General features: G+C 50.4%; 13 protein-coding genes and 2 tRNA genes. 13 read left to right on the top strand and 2 right to left on the bottom strand.

Features of this window, described 5'->3' with window-relative positions:
- The first annotated feature begins 248 nt into the window (after positions 1 to 248).
- The 8 genes from QZ311_RS09160 to QZ311_RS09125 all read left to right on the top strand — a co-directional run bounded on the left by QZ311_RS09160 (position 249) and on the right by QZ311_RS09125 (position 12,042).
- Entirely contained in the window at positions 249 to 833 is a 585-nt protein-coding gene (locus QZ311_RS09160; RefSeq protein WP_297066943.1) for a DUF3575 domain-containing protein, read from the top strand.
- 21 nt (positions 834 to 854) lie between these two features.
- Positions 855 to 2,357 (top strand): DUF3868 domain-containing protein, encoded by a 1,503-nt coding sequence (locus tag QZ311_RS09155; protein ID WP_297066941.1) that lies wholly within the window; start codon positions 855 to 857, stop codon positions 2,355 to 2,357.
- Positions 2,358 to 2,427: 70 nt separating this feature from the next.
- A complete protein-coding gene (locus QZ311_RS09150) occupies positions 2,428 to 4,638 on the top strand; it encodes an Mfa1 family fimbria major subunit (RefSeq protein WP_297066940.1) in 2,211 nt (736 codons plus the stop codon).
- A gap of 51 nt (positions 4,639 to 4,689) precedes the next feature.
- On the top strand, positions 4,690 to 5,712 hold the full coding sequence (locus QZ311_RS09145) for a FimB/Mfa2 family fimbrial subunit (protein WP_297066939.1): 1,023 nt from the start codon (positions 4,690 to 4,692) through the stop codon (positions 5,710 to 5,712).
- Entirely contained in the window at positions 5,709 to 7,055 is a 1,347-nt protein-coding gene (locus tag QZ311_RS09140; protein ID WP_297066936.1) for a hypothetical protein, read from the top strand. Before QZ311_RS09145 ends, QZ311_RS09140 begins: the two co-directional genes overlap by 4 nt.
- 90 nt (positions 7,056 to 7,145) lie before the next feature.
- Positions 7,146 to 10,448 carry a hypothetical protein gene (locus tag QZ311_RS09135; protein WP_297066934.1) on the top strand — a complete coding sequence of 1,101 codons (3,303 nt, stop codon included), beginning with the start codon at positions 7,146 to 7,148 and terminating at the stop codon, positions 10,446 to 10,448.
- Between the two features lie 198 nt (positions 10,449 to 10,646).
- Positions 10,647 to 10,720 (top strand) — tRNA-Asp (locus QZ311_RS09130).
- A 314-nt stretch (positions 10,721 to 11,034) separates the two neighbouring features.
- Complete coding sequence (locus QZ311_RS09125) at positions 11,035 to 12,042, top strand: YeiH family protein (RefSeq protein WP_297066962.1); 1,008 nt, start codon at positions 11,035 to 11,037, stop codon at positions 12,040 to 12,042.
- A gap of 122 nt (positions 12,043 to 12,164) precedes the next feature.
- Here QZ311_RS09125 and QZ311_RS09120 read toward each other — a convergent pair whose 3' ends face one another.
- The gene (locus QZ311_RS09120) at positions 12,165 to 13,352 is read right to left on the bottom strand and encodes a lipid-A-disaccharide synthase (protein ID WP_297066932.1); all 1,188 of its coding nucleotides are present in this window, start codon (positions 13,350 to 13,352) and stop codon (positions 12,165 to 12,167) included.
- A 253-nt stretch (positions 13,353 to 13,605) separates the two neighbouring features.
- On the opposite strand from QZ311_RS09120, the gene QZ311_RS09115 reads away from it, so the two are divergent.
- The 3 genes from QZ311_RS09115 (at position 13,606) to QZ311_RS09105 (ending at position 16,379) form a co-directional block, all read left to right on the top strand.
- Entirely contained in the window at positions 13,606 to 14,064 is a 459-nt protein-coding gene (locus QZ311_RS09115; protein ID WP_297066930.1) for a PepSY-like domain-containing protein, read from the top strand.
- Positions 14,065 to 14,346: 282 nt separating this feature from the next.
- The gene (locus QZ311_RS09110; RefSeq protein ID WP_297066928.1) at positions 14,347 to 15,057 is read left to right on the top strand and encodes a glucosaminidase domain-containing protein; all 711 of its coding nucleotides are present in this window, start codon (positions 14,347 to 14,349) and stop codon (positions 15,055 to 15,057) included.
- Positions 15,054 to 16,379, top strand: a complete 1,326-nt coding sequence (locus tag QZ311_RS09105) for a DEAD/DEAH box helicase (RefSeq protein ID WP_297066926.1) — start codon at positions 15,054 to 15,056, stop codon at positions 16,377 to 16,379. The genes QZ311_RS09110 and QZ311_RS09105 overlap by 4 nt, the downstream gene beginning before the upstream one ends.
- Positions 16,380 to 16,469: 90 nt before the next feature.
- Here QZ311_RS09105 and QZ311_RS09100 read toward each other — a convergent pair whose 3' ends face one another.
- Positions 16,470 to 17,222, bottom strand: a complete 753-nt coding sequence (locus tag QZ311_RS09100) for a nitroreductase family protein (protein WP_297066924.1) — start codon at positions 17,220 to 17,222, stop codon at positions 16,470 to 16,472.
- 207 nt (positions 17,223 to 17,429) lie between these two features.
- Between QZ311_RS09100 and QZ311_RS09095 the strand changes: the two genes are divergently transcribed.
- Positions 17,430 to 18,920: a potassium/proton antiporter gene (locus tag QZ311_RS09095; protein ID WP_297066922.1), complete on the top strand. Its 1,491-nt coding sequence runs from the start codon at positions 17,430 to 17,432 to the stop codon at positions 18,918 to 18,920.
- A 214-nt stretch (positions 18,921 to 19,134) separates the two neighbouring features.
- Positions 19,135 to 19,208, top strand: a tRNA-Asp gene (locus QZ311_RS09090).
- Positions 19,209 to 19,308: the final 100 nt, after the last annotated feature.

Below are 19,308 nucleotides of genomic sequence, written 5' to 3'. Positions count from 1 at the left end.
TGTTGCATAGCCCCGTCACCGGACCATCCCGGCGGGGCTTTGTTGCATTCCCCCTGCCGGAGGTAGCCGTCCCACCGCCACCCCTTCACGGGGCACTGCGGTCAGCCCTCCTCGCAATCCACACAATAATAGCTCTCCTCGCAAAGAAGTTAGGTATCCTTAAAAACTTCATCCGATTTAACGTTTCATCCGATTTATCATCACGCAACCGCTCCTGCGACAGCAGGCGGAATGTAGAAACTACACATATGAGATTCAAGATTCTTTTGGCCGGAGTCCTGCTTGGGCTTCTGAGCCTCTGTGAAGTCAGGGCGCAGGACGCAGCCGTCAAGACCAACATCCTCTCCGACATCGCGCTGTCGCCTGAGGTGAGCGCCGAAGTCGGCCTCGCGCCCAAATGGACATTCGAGCTGACAGGAAGGCTCAACGCATGGGATGTCAACGACCACTATTGGAAACACTGGCTCGTGATGCCCGAAGGCCGCTACTGGTTCTGCCGCAGATTTTCAGGACATTTTGTCGGTGCTCACATCTTAGGGGGGCAATACAACTTCGGCAACCTCGACAACAACATCAAATTTCTCGGGACTGACTTCTCGAAACTCTCCGACGAGCGCCATCAGGGATGGATGTTCGGCGCAGGCGTGGCCTACGGCTACTCGTGGATTCTCGACCGCCGATGGAACATCGAGGCCGAAATCGGACTCGGATGGGTCCACACGATCTACGACGTGTATCCCTGTGCGAAGTGCGGGACCAAGAAGCTTTCGGGCAAACACCACAACTACTTCGGCCCGACTAAAGCCGCTATCAATCTCATCTACACATTTTAACCCCCCTCATACATGCGAACCATGAAACGGATTGCAAGCATACTTGCCGCCCTCGCCTTAGCGACTCCTGCCGTCATGGCATTCAAGTCGACTGCCGACAGCACCGACATAAAGCTCTATGACATAAACGTCGCCGTCGACGAAGCGGCCGGAAAACTCAAAATCGACATCGACCTCGACATCGAGAAATACAGCGTCAATTCCGAACGCGAAATCATATTCACACCCGTCATCGTGGCCGACAATCTGTCCGACAGCCTCGCGCTCGAACCGATAGTCATCGCCGGACGCAACCGCTGGTTTCACTACCTCCGCGACGGCGAGCTTGAAGACCCTCTGAAACCCATCTACCGCGCAGGCAAGAAGAACGCCCACGCCGTCTACACACGCGAAGTCACCTTCGCCCCTTGGATGGAGCGCTCGACTGTCGAGATGCGCGCCGAATCAGCCAACTGCTGCGACGCCCCCGACCGCCTCACAGGCCCGTCGCCCTCGGGCAACATTCCCCTCGCGCAGATCGACGTGACCCGCCCCGCTTTCGAACCAGCCTTCGTCTACGCTCCGCCGGTCGACGCAGGCCCTGTCATCAAGTCGCTCAGCGGATCGGCCTTCATCACCTTCATCGTCAACCGCACCGAGCTTGAGCCCGACTACATGATCAACCCTCAGGAGCTGCGCAAAATCTACAACTCTATCCAGTATGTCAAAGACGACAAGGATGCGACCATAACCCACGTCCACATCAAGGGTTTCGCATCGCCCGAAGGTCCGTATGACAACAACGTGCGTCTTGCAAAGGGCCGTACCGAGACCCTCCGCCGTCACGTCCGCGACCTCTACCACTTCCCCGACACCGTGGTCACTTCGAGCTACGACCCCGAGGACTGGGCCGGTCTCCGCAACTATCTGACCGACTCGCTCGACTACCCGATTGAACACCGTCGTGAAATCATCGACATTGTCGACGGCCCGCTCGGCTACGATGCCCGCGACCGCGAAATCAAGGTACGCTTTCCCAAGGACTATGCCGTCATCCTCAAGCAAATCTATCCTTGGCTGCGCCACTCGGACTACACTGTCGAATATGCCATCAAGACCTATACTGACATCGCCGAAATCCGCCACGCTTTCGAGACCGACCCGACTCGCCTGCGCAACGTCGACTTCTACACCCTCGCGCAGACCTATCCCGAAGGCTCTGACGAATATTGCAAGGTTTTCGAGACTGCCGTCGAGGTCTACCCCGACGACCCGATGCTCAACCTCAACGCTGCCAACAACGACATGAAGCGCGGTGAGCTTGACGAGGCGCAGAGCCACCTGCTCAAAGCCGGCAACACTCCCGAAGCCCACTACGCACGCGGAATCCTCGCTGCCAAGCGCTCGGACTACAACGAGGCCGTCAAGCGGTTCAAGGCAGCAGCCGACGCAGGCATGGACGGTTGCGACACGCTCATCAATCAGATCAGCAAGCTTAACACATATCACCCCGTGACATATCTCATCAAACCTTCGTCTAAGTAACAGACACACAACGCATTCACCGAATTTATTCAACACATTAATATATTAAACAACCAAAATTTGTCACAAAATGAGAAAATTTAAATTCCTCAGCATGGCTGCTATTGCTGCCATGATGCTCGGAGCTTGTTCCGACGACAAACTCAGCGACGGACCAGACAGCCCGAATGGTCCCGGAACTGAAACTCAAGACGGTGTGTATTTCACCATCGACATTGACCTGCCCAATGCAAAAAGCTCCCGTAGCCAAACTGGTAATCCGGGCGACAACGGTAGCACAAGTAATTCTGGAGTAGAATATGGTAAAGACTATGAAAATATAGTCGAAAAAGCCATTATTATACTTGCTGAAGCAGAAACAAATAACTTTATAGCAGCAGCACAGATTACAAAAACAGACCTGCGTGCTTTAACAGCAGACAAGTTGACTTACCAAGCTGTTTCACAGTTCACCAAGACACAACTCAGCAATTATTATAACAAGCCGAACCATAAAACAGAAGCCAATATTTTCTTGTTCTGTAATCCCACTAACGAACTTTCGAATATAGTATTTGGACATACAGAAGGAGAAAATACTGTTGCTGGAATTGCCTCCGGCAGCAATGACTGGATTAATAAGATTGGCCATGCTACTATAGCAGCAGACGAAGCTATCTGGGCTAAAAACTCATTCCTCATGTCAAATGCGCTCATAGCCACACGCGAGATTCCTCATACTCTTCAAGATTGGAATTTCTATACATCCAAGAGCAAGCCTTTCGATCTCTCAGGCACAAACGGAGATGTAAACATTGACAATGGAACAACTGATCGCGGTGCTGTAAAGGTGGAACGTGCTGTCGCTCGTTTTGACTTCAAAGACGGCTCTATTGGAGGAAATGGATGTAATGACAAAGATGGATACAATGGTATCGGAAACCGCACATATGAAGTAGTATACACCACCGACGGCGATAAAAAAACTGCAATTGTAAACATTCAGCTTGAAAAAATGGCTCTTATAAACATGAACAAGAGCTATTACTTCCTTCGTCATGTCTCAGAAGATGGAAAGCAGACCAATGCAGAGATTTGTAAGCCAGAACTACCTTGGTATGCAATTGGAAGTGGAGAAATCACAAAGAAGGGAAATTATGTTGTCGACGCTGATTATACATGGAAGCAATCTGTAATTGCAGCAACAAATATCAATCCCATCCCCACCACTTTTGACTACAGCGAAGGTTTACACTACCCATTCTTCAAATCAGATGGTACAATCGACAATAATGGCAATGAGGATCGATGGGGAACAGTATCTTGTGAAACTGTCTTAAAAGGAATTGAAGACAACAATGACTCTTGGAATAATGGTAATAAACTCGGGGATTATCGTATCTGGCGTTATGTAACCGAAAACACAATTGCAGGTCCTGTTGAATCACAGATAAATGCAATCTCTACAGGTGTTGTATTCAAGGGTAAAATGGTTGCACCAGACGCAGCAGTTAACTCTACCGATGCTGATATCAAAGAACTTGCTGATGCAATAAATAATGAAGATGAGTCTTTTGGCGATTCATATCGTGCACCTATTCTTTACCTTTTTGCAGGCAATCTTTATCTTTCATGGACAAAAATACGCGAAGCCGCTATCAAAGCTGCTATTCCGGGATTCAAATGGGTCGCTGTTGAAGGTGAGACCGATGGAGGACACTGGGAGCCTATATCAATCAACCGCAGCAACAGCCTTTACGTTGCTGTATTCGGAACAGGCGGTTTTGGAAGTGTAGATTTTAAATATAATGTTGTAGACAGCCAGACAGGCAATGTCACTCAAGAAGGTGTTTCTATCAAATATACCGACACACTTGCAGAAGAAGTTGGTTGTGCAAACGATGCATGGAATAAATGGAATGACGCCAAAAAGCCAGCAGATGCTAACAATGAATTTAAAAACGCATTTAAGAAAGCTGTCACCGATGCGAATATAACCATTTATCAGAGAAGCAAAGACAAGGATCTTGGCTGGGGTTACTATTGCTACTACTATTACTGGAATCGTCACAATGACAACCTCAACAATGGTGTGATGGGCCCGATGGAGTTTGCTGTAGTCCGCAACAATGTCTACAAACTTGCTGTAACTAAGCTCAGCCAGTTAGGTCACCCGCGCATTTCTGAAAACGACCCCGACAAACCCACTCCCGGAACTCCTGATGAAAAGGAAGATGTTTATCTCACAGTTACTGCTCAAGTCCTTCCTTGGGTTGTTCGTGTCAATGACATCGAATTCTAATCGGAATCCACTGACGAATCATTTTTAAGAGTAATCCTTCAAAAAACAGCAATGAAACTGTTTGGACGAAATATCATCTCATCTATCATACCGGCGGCGCTTGCCGTCGCCGGTATGGTTTCCCTTTCATCGTGCGACGCGATCATCTACAACGATCTCGACCCCTGCGACGAGGGACTGCGGTTGCGTTTCGTCTATGACTACAACATGGAGTTTGCCAACGCATTCCCCTCACAGGTCGACTGCCTGACGCTCCTTGTTTACGACAAAGACGGAAAATATATCGAAACCCGCACCGAGTCAAGCGCCGCGCTGCTCTCCGACGAGAACTGGCGCATGCAGCTCGACCTCCCTGCCGGATCTTACCGCCTCCTCGCCTACGGAGGCATGGCCTGCGATGAAGCCACGTTTGGTTTCACCGCCACCCCCGACGCATCGCTCCCGATCGAGAACGTAGGCGTCAGCCTCAACCCCGGGCTCATCACATCGCCCGTCGGGACACAGCTCCACAATCTTTTCTACGGGGCGCTCGAAGTGACTGTCCCCGAAGAGTCGACCGACTACACCGAAGCCACAGTCGAAATGATGAGAGACACCAACAACATCCGCGTTGTCCTCCAGAACGTCAACAACACCTCTGTCGACAACCGCGATTTCAACTTCTCAATCACCGCCGACAACACTCTTTTCGACTGGCAAAACAACATTATCCCCACCTCCGTCACCTCCTACAGCCCGTGGGCACGCGGACAGCAGATTGCCGGAATCGACCCCGACACCGAGCAGGAATTCGAGGTAGCCTATGCCGAGTTCAGCATCTCGCGCCTCATAGCCAACCACGAGTCGCGCCTCGAAATCACCAACGCCCGCGACGGTTCGAAAGTGCTCTCGCTTCCGCTCATCAACGTGCTCCTGCTCCTCAAGAGCGACCAGTATGCATGGATGGGTTCTCAGGAATTTCTCGACCGCGAGAACACATGGAACATGGTTCTGTTTCTCCAGAACGGCTACTGGATTTCAACCCATATCACCATCAACGGATGGGTGGTGCGCATCAACAACGCAGACTTATGACGCTTAAACGATTTGGACATATAGCCCTTTGCCTCATTGCTGGCCTGGCAGGGATTTCGTGTGACGGCGACCGCAACGCCGCCACTCCTGACCCCATACCCGCCGAAAAAATGGTCAATCTGGCATTTTCAGTAGTAGCCCCCGATGCCGTCAGCCAGTCCGAATCGAGAGCCATCGTCATCGACCCCGACAAAGACAATTACTTTGAACGGGAAGATTCACAATATGAAAAAATCCACACTCTCCGCATCATAATCCTCCGTCCCGGCACTGATTTCCAAGGCAATCCCGTCAAGGACAAGGACGGAAAACCAATTCTCGACAACGACGGCAATCCATATAAAAAAATCATCGAGCACAACCGCTTCTTTACCTTCAACGATAACGGAGTGGTCCGCTACGACGATATGAACATCACGGTTCACGGAGGCGAGAACAAAACCATATATATAATAGCCAACGAGGAGGGCATCAACTCCAACCGTCCCGAGGGGGAGACAGCGGTCAATCTGAGCGACCTCACCCCCGATGACCCCTATGTGGCAGGCACTATAGAGGACATCGAGATTCACGCAGCCGGCGGCATACTCTACGACAACCGCACCGAAGCGGCGACGAAAACATATATCCCTATGGCGGAGGTCTATGAGGATGTCTACATCGAGATGCCCGAAACGCCCGAACTGCGCGAGCAGAAGGTCGGCCCGTTTTTCATCACCCGAGCTGCGGTGAAGTTCAGTTTCAACATCACGGCAGAAGACAACGAAGGTCTCTACCTCAAATCGCTGACTTTCAACAGCCTCGCCGACAAGGAGTATCTGCTTCCCCGAAACACCGAGTACAAACCGGAGAAACCAACATTCCATCAGAGCAACAACTCCGGCAAAACCGACGGCATCAAAAATCCGTCAGACACCGGCAACTCCGATATTGACCCTGACATCTCGGGCCGGTTCATTACCGAATATGAAATTCCCGAAGATGCCAAACACTCGCCGTTTACATTCAACTTCAAGGATGAAAACGGCTTTGAACTGAAAAAAAAGCAAACAGAAATCGCCCCGGTTATATATTTCTGTGAAAGCAAGTTCGGTCTGCCTTTCAATGGAGAGCCCGTTGCCAACGGCACGCCCTACTCCGTCGAACTGGTTCTTCATACGAAGTTCGGCGACCAGACAGTAGTTGCGACTTCCGAGGAACTTGCGCTCGGCAATCTGCCGATTCTTCCGAGAAACACGCACGTAAAAATCAATATCAACTTAATCAAAAACGAGGCTACGGTCGAGCTTGTGCCCTACACCGGCGTATGGCTCAATCCCGATTTCGGCATCGACCGCGAATGATGCCCCGAGCCTCCACGACATCCACCACCCCAGACATATCCACCACCTATATATATTATATAATAGTAACAGGACGTATCCATTATCACGATGAAATCGAAGATCTACAACATATTACTCACCCTCGTCATTGCCCTCGCAGCCGTAGCCTGCGCGGAAGATCCCCTCTACGACCCTTCGTATATCGGCGAAGGCGAGGCCGAAGTCACCGCCGAGGTGACTTTCACTCCGCTCTACCCATCTTTGAGCCGTTCGGTCACCGGCGGAACACCCGGCGATGCGATAAAGGAAATAGAGAATCTGTGTATCGTTTTCTATAATGAAAAAAATGAATACGTCAATCATTTCTATTATGATGAGCCACTAACGACCGAATCGAAAGAGAGGCCTGATGACTATAATGATACTAACCGCGCAGAGACAACGACAAGGAAAGCCACAGTCAAAATCCCTAAGCTTTCCTATGGAAAATATCATGTCTATGCGGTGGCCAATGTGGATAAGGGACTGTTGACCGACGAGATTGTTAAAAATATCGAAACGCTGAAGAAATTCGAGCTTGTATGGAATGAGGAAAAAGTAGCTGCCAACAATCAGATGTTTGGCTACTTTTCCGCAAATAATGCAAGCACAGGATTCGAAGCGCCAGAAATAGTCATCAATCAGAAAAGCGTCAAACTCCACGCATGGATAAAACGCGCGGCGTCGAAAGTGACAGTCGCATTCGACGGCAGAAACCTGAAGGAAGGAGTTAAAATCTTTATCAAATCCGTCGCCATAAAAGACATACCGAAATATTGCTATCTCGGAGCTGACAGCCCGGCCGAAGCTGAAAAGGAAATAGAACTTATCAAGAATGGACAGGTTATGATTTATGGAAGTGGAGATTCCTACACTGAGGACTGGATTGGATACATATCAAAAGACCATCCAATTAATGGCTACAATCAGGATATAGTGAACAGCAATGATGATGCCGACACCAAACTTAAAGCTCTTCATTCGGAAACCACCAACGCATTCTATCTATTTGAGAACAAACAAGGCATGGGGGTAGAAGGAACTCCATCCGACAAATATCAGCAGGTCAACCAAAAACACAAGGATGACCACATAGTTTCATACCCTGACGGTGTAGACCCGACCAATATAGCATGGAAAGATGCTAAAAAATATGGTTCATACATCGAGGTCAAGGCTCATTATGACTCCAACGACCCTGTTGAGCAATCAGGCGAAATCACTTATCGTTTCATGCTTGGCATGGACACGCATCTTGATTATAATGTAGAACGCAATCATCACTACCAACTAACACTTAAATTCAATGGCTGGGCTAATGACGTAGACTGGCATATTGACTACAGGAAAGGCCCAGACAATGTATTGCGCTTCCCTCACCCCTTCTACATATCATATCTGTATGGACAAACGACCATGATACCTATTGAATTCGAGGTCGATGAAGCGCGTACCATCAAAAAAGTAGAAGCTACTATAAAATCCAATGGCTGGGGACCGGCAGAAGTAAAAGATGAGACCATCGGTTATTCAGGAAGCGACCAGCCAAATGCAAATGGCGAATATTATTTTTATGTATCGTCTTCGAATGTTAACAATCCCGAAGCTTTTCCATGGAATGGCTTCTTGTCACTAACGAAACCTAAGAATCTCCTTGCCCTCACCGGCACACCACCTTGGACTGTTGAATCCAATAAAGCTCATTACTTAAGCGAGAAAGCAGACCTCAGCCATCGTGTTTACGAAGGAGACGATGTTAAAATCAGCACTATTCCACTCTACGACGCTATGGCAAATAACAAGTTGTTTGTCGAGCGCGTAGACCGTACCTATTTTGTTAAATTACCTATCTGGACGCGAGCTCGCCAGCTTATAGCGGAAACAGCCTATACAGGTAATAACCCTTATAACTCATACTATCGTCATGCAATCGTCCATGTAGAAGTCACCCTTGATGACGGCACTGTCCTCAAAAGCGACGTAGACGAGATGGGACAAATTACCGACGAGTCAAAAAAGGACGTACTGATAAAGCAAGTGAGACGACTAATCAATCCTAAAGGAATTTGGCGTAGTAACACGAATCCAAAACCTTTTCATGTCGTATTGAAAGTACTCGAAAGCGAGAATAGTGAGAATTTCATAAATCTTACAAGCGACGGTGCTTGGCGTGCCTACGTAATTCGTGATACACAAGCGGATAATGCGACAGGAGAAAGCGGATTTGTCTCTCTTAAGGGAGCAGCAGGCACAACGACCGCAACAACAACATTTGAATTTAATAAAGAAATCATGACTCGTAAATCAATTGAAGGTACTGACCAGTCTGAGATTGATTTCACGGTTAATTTTTCAGGTCCTAACACATCTGGCAAACCAAGATATGCAATTATACGAGTAGAATACAATTATTGCTCCTGTTATCACCTTATTTTCGTCCGTCAGGGATATGAGGCGGACGATACGTTTGGTGACGGACGTAAATGGTGTACTGTAAATTGTGTGAATCAAAACACACTTGCAGATAATCCTCTTGATGAAGGGTCATTATTTAGATTCAATAACTGGAATGGTATAAAATCAGAAAGCAACGTAAACAACAAGTCTCCTTGGACAAGAATAACGCCTAATGATTTTATCGGTAATGCCGGAACAAATTTGAGTACAACATCAGTCGATGGCAATAAAGATAATATAAAGTGGAGTGATTTAACTTCTGATAATCCATATACCACGGAATTTACCCCTCCAACAAATAAACTACCAAATAATAAAAAACTACGAATTGCAACCTATGAGGACTACATCAAGTTAGTTCCTAATACAGAAGATGAGGATAAAATCGAGTCATTTCCGATAAAAAACGGATATGGTGTTTTATATGGCGACGAGGCAAAAGAAACTGCAAATACTATTGAAGAAGCCTATGGATATAAGGTTTATAACAAGGATCAACAAGCATATGGAATGAGAGGATGTTTTGTATATGATATACGTACCGGTAAAAATCTCTTTTTCCCAATTGGTTCATCCGGCTATGGACATAGAAAAAGCTATACAGGTGGTTATAGCGGAGTCCTCAGATATAGCTCATCTGCCAGATGGGGTTATTTTGATGCAAAGACAGCGGACTATACAAATGGACTCTATTCTGCTCCGTTATTTTTAGATGTATTCCGTTCTTTCGGAGCAATCTATTGGTTCAATAAAAGTAAAGTAGATGATGTAACAACCAATCCTTCCGTATATAATAAACCATGTTGGGATATCAATTATTCTACATTCGATTTCAAAGCCATATATAATTCAAACGTATGGAGTAGTACTTATTTTTCAGACGCCTGCTTTGTAAGATGTATTGAAACTGATTAGCAGTTTCAATACATCCTGCGTTCCCAAAGAATAGCCGGGATTTGCAGCTAAAAAACTTTGATTTTAAACATTTCTCTGAAAAAATTTGGATATTTCAGAAAACTCACTTAACTTTGCACAAGCAAAACGGCAGTAATCACTATCGCCCATAAGAGTAGAAGCGCAGCTGCCGTCGAGCATATCTCACGTGTAAAACTTGGTGTGGTAGTTCAGCTGGTTAGAATACCTGCCTGTCACGCAGGGGGTCGCGGGTTCGAGTCCCGTCCATACCGCTGAGGAGAGAGGAGAATGAGTAATTATTAATTTCTTCGGAAATTATCTTTACTCATTCTTTTTCATATACATCGACTCTCGTCTCTCCGACATACATTAGAGAATTATATCGATACTATGTGGCGACCGCTTGCCCGATAAGCCGTCAGTCAGACACACAAGCAAATATATAATCCTTTATAATCATCGTGTCCGTATGGCGTTGCACAGCCGGACTCAGTCAATCTACAAGAAAACTTTTATACTTTTTCAATAATTAAAAATCTTTCAATTCTTCTTAACTATGCCAAAGTTTACAGAAAAGCGTGTCAGCATGATCCATGGCATACTTCTCATAGCACTCTTTGCGTGTGCAGCCTTCTACATCGGCGAAGCCCAGTTTTTCAAAGAGCTGTCGTTCAGCCCGATGATCATCGGTATCATCCTCGGTATGCTCTACGCCAACTCGCTCCGCAACAACCTGCCCGAGACGTGGGTCCCCGGCATCCAGTTCTGTTCTAAGAAAGTGTTGCGCCTCGGCATCATCCTCTACGGCTTCCGCCTGACGTTTCAGGACGTTGTCAACGTCGGCGTGTCGGGCATCGTCATCGACGCCATCATCGTCGTCACCACCATCCTCGGCGGTATCTGGATCGGACGCATGCTCAAAATGGACCGCGACACAGCGCTTCTGACCTCGATAGGCAGCGGCATCTGCGGTGCGGCAGCCGTGCTCGGCGCAGAATCGGCCATCCGCACACAGCCCTACAAGACCGCTGTCGCAGTGGCAACGGTTGTGATTTTCGGCACAATCTCGATGTTTCTCTATCCCGTGGCCTACCGTTCGGGCTGGGTCGACCTCACACCTCAGGAGATGGGCATCTATTCAGGCTCGACCCTCCATGAAGTGGCCCACGCTGTTGGCGCAGGCAACGCTATGGGCACAGAGGTGTCAAACGTAGCCATTATCGTCAAGATGATCCGCGTGATGCTGCTCGTCCCGGTGCTCATCGTGCTCGGCATATGGGTTTCGCGCCGTGGCGCTCAGACAGGCGAGGCAGGCGAAAAGGGCAAGGTCAACATTCCTTGGTTTGCAGTGGGCTTCCTCGTGGTCATCGGCTTCAACTCGTTCAACCTTCTTCCGGCAGCGCTCGTCGACGCAATCAACTATTTCGACACCTTCCTGCTGACAATGGCTATGGCCGCACTCGGCGCTGAGACCAGCATCGACAAGTTCAAGAAGGCAGGCGCAAAGCCGTTCGTGCTCGCATTCGTGCTCGACCTCTGGCTCATCGGAGGCGGCTATCTCCTTGCAAAATACGTTGCCCCGATCTGGCTCTGATAATCCGGCCGTCAACAAGGGCATCGACAAACAATCATCCGCCACGGATGTCGCGGGGACGCATTTCCCCTCCGGCATCCGTGGCGGATGATTGTTTGGTTCTATACCGACATCACCCCGGCTCAGCGTCCGCCAAGCGAGCGGTAGATGCGCTCGGCGACATTGGCCGCCGCAGAGCTGTCGGTGTGGAGTATGCCGCGCACACGGTCATAGCCGTCGAGCTGCGCACGGCGTTCGGGAGTGTCGCCGACGAGCGGAGTGAGCTGACGGTCGACCATGTCGGGAGTGCAGTTGTGGACGAGCATTTCAGGCACGACGCATCCCCTCACGCCTGTCCTGACCGCCTCGCGGTTGACCTCGTCGCGCGTCCGGCGGTCAATCCGTCCGCCGATGAGATTGGGAAGCGAGGCATAGGGGATTTTAAGAATGTGAAGGAAGATGTCGTGGGCCCACTTCCAGCCCACCGCCCTGTAGCAGACCACCTGCGGACATCCGGCAAGCGCACACTCGAGCGCCGCAGTGCCCGAAGTCACCATCGCCACACGCGAATTGGCCATCAGCCCGAGCGTAGCCCCGTCGACCACCGGGAAATCAGTGAACCGCGCATAGAACTCACGGCTGAGCGAGGGCGCACCGGCCACCACGGCCTGCAAGCCGGGATGACGGCGCGCCACAGCGTCCATCACCGGCAGATTGGCCTTGATCTCCCCCACCCTGCTTCCGGGCACGAGCGCAAGCAGCGGACGGTCGTCGAGCCCGTGGGCGGCCAAGAATTCATCGCGCGACGGCAATGCCCTGATCGCCTCCTCGACCTCCTCAACCGAAGGATTGCCGACATAGGTCACGCCGACACCGCGCTCGGAAAACCATGCGGGCTCGAATGGAAGAATCGAGAACACCTCGTCGACATAGCGTCGGATCTGCTTGATGCGATATGACTTCCATGCCCAGAGCTTGGGCGCGATGTAGTAGTAGACCTTTATGCCAAGCGACTTGGCATACTTGGCGAGCTTGAGATTGAAACCGGGATAGTCGACGAGCACCACCGCATCGGGGCGCTGGGCGCGTATGGCCTCCTTAGCCGTCGAAAGATTGCCGAGCACCTCGGGCAGATGTCTTGCCACGTCGATGAAACCCATGAAAGCCATGCGGCTGAAATGGATGAGAGGAGCGCGCCCCGAAGCGGCCGCCATGCGGTCGCCGCCGAGAAAACAGATGTCAGCCCCGGGGTCGAGCTTCAGAAGCTCCTTTATCACCTGAGCTGCATGCAGGTCGCCGGATGCCTCTCCGGCCGAGAAGAAATATTTCATAGTCTGGAATGTCAGTTAGAGGATGTCAAATAACATTAGTTAAAATCTCAGCGAAGATTTTGAATTGGATATGGCTCTGAATTGAAGGAGCATGCAAAGATAAATCATTTACGCCTCACTTCAAAACCTCCCGGTCCAAACATTAATACTTCTAAAATCGCCGGTCTGGCCACAATAAAGCCCCCTGACCGGACGTTGATATAGACGTATCATACAGAAACTATCAGAAACACACACATTTTTCAAAAGACTTATGAAGAAACTTCTGACCTTGCTGCTCGTCGTCACACTGACAGCAGGCATGGCGCATGCCTCGATTTTCGACAAGTACACATTCAAACGCGAAGACCTTCCCGAAGCGGCGCGCGAAATGCTCGACGAGTATTTCCCGAAAGCGACCGTAAACCTGATTAAAGTTGACCGCCACCTGCTCAAAAAGACCGACTATGACGTCACACTTCTCAACGGGACAAGAATCGAGTTTTCAAATGCAGGCAAATGGCAGTCGGTCGACTGCAAGAAGCGCGCAGTGCCCGAAGGCCTCGTCCCCAAGACCATACGCAACTATGTGAGCAAAAACGGCAACGGCGCAAAGATTGTCAGCATCAAGAAAAAGCTCTCCGGCTATGAAATCGGACTCTCCGACGGCATCGGGATGAGTTTCAATCTCCTCTACCAGTTCAAAGGCTTCATCACCGAAAGCGAAGAATAAGCAACCGCCTGCAAACCTTTTTTGCTGCCCGCGACAGCGACTTATGCAGCCGCCCGCTCCCTCGACAGGGAACGGACGGCTGCTTTTTTATCTGACCCGTGCCCGCCACGTGCCGATGTCAGCCCGAATGAATCCGTCATGCCTAAAAATGGCCGTGCGGAATGTAAAATTTAATGAATTTTTCCCAAAATTTCATAGTTTGGAGGATTTTTGCTAACTTGCGCGTTAATAATAGTGTCAAATTCACGTTTACTATTATTTTTATACCACTCCAGACCATCTATGCACCGTATTTTATTTCCGCTCCTGTTCATGCTCCTGCCACTTCTGTCCGCAGCCAAAACCCCTATTTTCGGGAAAGCAGAGATAGATGTCGAACTGATGTATGACTACGTGCGCCGCCATAATCCCAAATTCGAGCGTGAAGTCGCCGAAGCGTTCTACAGCGTCGGCGAACGCTACGGTATCCGTGGCGATATCGCTCTCTGTCAGGCTATAATCGAGACCGGCTGGTTCAGATTTGACAACGGGACTGCCGTGAAACCCAACGCCCACAACTATTGCGGGCTCGGAGTGAAGAAACGTGGCGACAAGGGCTGCAAGTTCCGCGACATCGAGGAAGGAGTCACAGCCATGATGCAACATCTCTATGCCTATGCCTGTTCAGGCAGTCTGCCTGACGGCGAAGACATAATCGACCCGCGTTTCACCTATGTCAAGCGCGGATGCGCCCCGACATGGGAAAAACTCGCAGGCCGATGGGCCATGAATCCACGCTACGGCAAAAACATACTCCAGATTTACTCCGGTCTCGTCACCCATGCCAAATCAGGCACTCTCGCCTCGCAGCAGAACAGCAACAAGGCCAAAGTCATCCAGCGGATTGAAGTCGAGCTCCCCGACGGACTTCTCGACATCGACCACCTCAGCCCCGAATATGTCCACGATGTGGACGACAGCGATGACGTAGCCAACAACGACCTATTCAAATGAAAGAAAAAGAAATACTCGCAAACATAGCCTCGCGCCTTGCCATAGGCGAGCTCAACGAGATGCAGCGACGCATGACCGGCCTGCAGACAAAAGGCACTGTCACACTCATCGCCCCGACAGGCTCGGGCAAGACACTGGCATTTGCAATCCCGCTGCTCAAAAGCCTCGGCGCTCCCGACGGCAAAACGAGGGCAGTCGTGATTGCTCCCTCGCGCGAACTTGTGGTGCAAATCTATGAGGTGATCCGCCCGATTGCATCAGGATTCAAGACCGTGGCCTTCTATGGAGGACACTCGATGCAGGAGGAGACAAACTCTCTGGCCGTCACCCCCGACATCATCGTGGCCACTCCCGGCCGTCTGCTCGACCATATCAAACGCGGAAATCTCGACCTCGCGACAGTGCGCACACTCGTGCTCGACGAATATGACAAGGCTCTTGAACTCGGGTTTGCCGACGAGATGAAACGCGTGTGCCGTAAACTCACATCGGTGTCGTTTGTCATCCTGACCTCAGCGACGGTGCTCGCCGAGCTGCCCGACTATCTGCCCAAAAGCACCCGCACGGAGCTTATCGACTGCAGCGGTTCGGCATCGCCGAGAAAACAGATGCAGATTGTCCACATCCCGTCGCCGTCGCGCGACAAGCTCGACACACTCATCGACCTTCTCCACTCGCTCCCCGACGGGCGTGTCATCGTCTTCGCCAACCACCGCGAGAGTGTGGAGCGCATCCATGCCGCCCTGCGCAAAGCCGGACTTCCCGCGGGACTCTACCACGGAGGTCTCGAACAGAACGAACGCGAAAACGCCGTCGAACTGCTCAACAACGGGACTACCCCGATACTCGTCTCGACCGACCTCGGCTCGCGCGGTCTCGACATAGCCGAACTGTCGGCCGTGGTCCACTACCACCTTCCCCCGTCGGCCGAGGCATGGACCCACCGCAACGGCCGCACCGCGCGTCAGGATGCAAAGGGTGAGATATATGTAATCACCGCCGAGGGAGAGAATATCCCCGACTACGTGGAATGGGACAGAGACTATGTGCCTCAGGGCACGACCGACCGTCCGATCGTATCGTCGACCGCAACCCTCTATTTCAACGTCGGGAAAAAAGAAAAAATCTCGCGTGGCGACATCGTCGGCTTCCTCATCGCCAAAGGAGGCCTTGACGCGTCACAGATAGGACGCATAGCGCTGCGCGACCATTCAGCCCTCGTCGCCGTCCCGCGCACTGAGGCCCGACGGCTTGTCAAGGAGCTCGCGTCCGAACGCATCAAAAACACCCGCGCCAAAATTTCGGTTCTCGAAGGAAAATAAAAGTAAAATCCGCCAAGCGTCAAACACCCCTGACCACGGAAATATTCTGTGGTCAGGGGCGCTTGTCAATCGGTGATACCTTACCGCGAATCACCGGACAGGGTCAAAACCGCGACGCTGGAGGGCACGGAGCATGCGGTATTGCATCGCTTCGCGATAGTAGCCCACGATATGCGAGGCCCAGTCGTTGTCGGTCTTTGCACCTTCGCGTGTCTGATTGTAGTTGCTGACAGTAGCGTCATATTCCTCAAGCTCGTCAAGCATAGCATCATCGTCCTGACGATAGTGGTCCTTGTGAATCACGAGCGACAGAGGCTGCTTAGGCTTGAGGTCAGGCATTTCACGCGGGACACCGATTGCAAGCCCACAGACGATGAAAGTCTTGTCGGGCAGCTTCATCATCGACGACAGCGCCTCAGGAGCAACTGTGCGCGCATAGCCGATGGGACATGTCCCGAGGCCGAGCGACTCAGCCATCGTCACCGCACCCATCATGGCCAGTGTGGCGTCAACCACTCCGACAATGAGTCCGTCGGCCGTATGTTCGAATTCAGGCATGTCGATATTTTTTGCCTCGCTGATGAGACGGATTTTATGATAGTCGATCATAAAAAGCAAAAAATGCGAACAAGTCTTAATCTGCTTCTGATTGGTCAGAGCATAGATCTGTTCCTTGACAGCCTGATCGGTAATATCAATTACCGAAAACTGCTGTCCGTTATAACTTGTAGGTGTGTTGCGTATAGCCTCGTAAATAAGCTGCATCTGTTCGTCGGTCACCGCCTCACGCTCATAGCGACGGATACTGCGACGATTCAGCAGACTGTCTTTAACGCTTTTCATGTCTTTATGCCGGTAAGATGATTAGTAAATTTAACTTCTCGAGATGGAGCATTAGTGCAGCCACGGATTGCCGTATAAACAAATTGAATTGTGAATATGTTTAACAAAAGCATCCGTTTAACATATTTTCAGGAATTGCTTTGTTTGGCCAAAATAGGTAACTTTGCAAAACATAACCAACCACTTGGCAACCACCACTGTTCAACTATGGATTTTATCACATCTGAAAACATACTCCTCATCGGCTCGACCCTCCTCATAGCCGGAGTGCTTGTCGGCAAATCAAGCTACCGTTTCGGACTTCCACTGCTGTTGATTTTCCTTCTCGTCGGCATGGTCTTCGGAACTGACGGCCTCGGCATCCAGTTCAGCGACATGCACACCGCGCAGTTCATCGGCATGGTGGCGCTGTGTATCATCCTTTTTTCAGGCGGCCTCGGCACGAAACTCTCCTCGATAAGGCCTGTAATCGTTCCGGGTCTCATCCTCTCTACGGCAGGTGTGCTACTCACAGCGCTCATAACCGGCCTGTTCATCATGTGGCTTTCAGGCATGGAATGGACCAACATCCACTTTGCCTTCCTCCCGTCGCTGCTGCTAGCCGCCACCATGTCGTCGACCGACTCGGCCTCGGTGTTCGGCATACTCGGAAGCCAGAAAGTGGCTCTGCGCAACCACCTCCGCCCGATGCTTGAGCTTGAAAGCGGCTCAAACGACCCTATGGCCTACATGCTGACCATAATCCTGATAGAAGCTATCTCGCTCGGCGGAGGACTCTCAGCCGGAAATATAGCCGTTGAGCTAATACTGCAATTCGGAGTCGGAGGCGCTGCCGGATTTCTGATGGGCAAGCTGACCCTATGGCTCATCGGCGCATACCGACGCATCGGACGCAGTTCGGGCGCTCAGGAAGACGCGTCGCAGGCCACTTCGATGATTTCGATATTGATGATCGGATGTGTGTTCTTCACATTTGCCATCACGACCGCCCTCGCCGGAAACGGCTATCTCGCGGTCTACATCTGCGGTATAGTCCTCGGCAACTCCACCCTCCCGAACCATCGCGGCATCTCGAAATTCATCGACGGCATGACATGGCTCGCCCAGATAGTCGTGTTCCTCATGCTTGGCTTGCTTGTGAATCCGCATGAAATGATCGACGTAGTGGCTGTCTCACTCCTTATCGGTGTATTTATGATTCTCATCGGACGCCCGCTGAGCGTATTCGTCTCACTCGCACCTCTGCGCAATATAAGCACCCGCTCCAAACTGTTCATCTCGTGGGTGGGCCTACGCGGAGCAGTGCCAATCATCTTCGCCACCTACCCCGTGGTCGCCGACATCGAAGGGGCGGGACAGATTTTCAACATCGTGTTTTTTGTCACTCTTCTTTCCCTCCTGATTCAAGGCACAACGGTCATAGCCTCGGCAAAAAAATTGAAGCTCATCGACACTGATGCAAAGGAAGAGGATGATTTCGGAGTCGAACTCGCCGACGACCTTCCGACTTCGTTGCAGACACTCACACTGACAGAGCAGCATCTTGCCGGAGGAAACACCCTGCGCGACATGCAGCTCCCGGCGGGTTCTCTCGTCATGATGATCCGACGCGATTCGCGCTACATCGTTCCTAACGGCACGCGCCGTCTCCTTCCGGGCGACACACTGCTGATAATCCGCGAAGAAAAAGACTCCTGAGCAGCACTTCAACCGCCTGATAAACCACGAAAATGACCAATCAGCCACACATCGGAATAAAAACAGAACAAAATCAAAACTTTATTTCCTTTTTGCATTAAAAAATTTGCATATCTCGGGAAACTATCGTAACTTTGCACTCGCAAAACGGAAGTAACACCGATTGATAAGAGAATCAATAATAAACGGTATCCGTAAAGCATCTCAAAACCTTGGTGTGGTAGTTCAGCTGGTTAGAATACCTGCCTGTCACGCAGGGGGTCGCGGGTTCGAGTCCCGTCCATACCGCTGAGGAGAGAGGAGAATGAGTAATTATTAATTTCTTCGGAAATTATCTTTACTCATTCTTTTTTTTATATATTTACGCAACGTCAACTCCCAAAACGAT

The organism is uncultured Duncaniella sp. (genome assembly GCF_910578445.1).
GTDB lineage: Bacteria > Bacteroidota > Bacteroidia > Bacteroidales > Muribaculaceae > Duncaniella.
The sequence above is the reverse complement of the archived record's forward strand: the minus strand, read 5'-3'. Positions and strand labels throughout refer to the sequence as shown.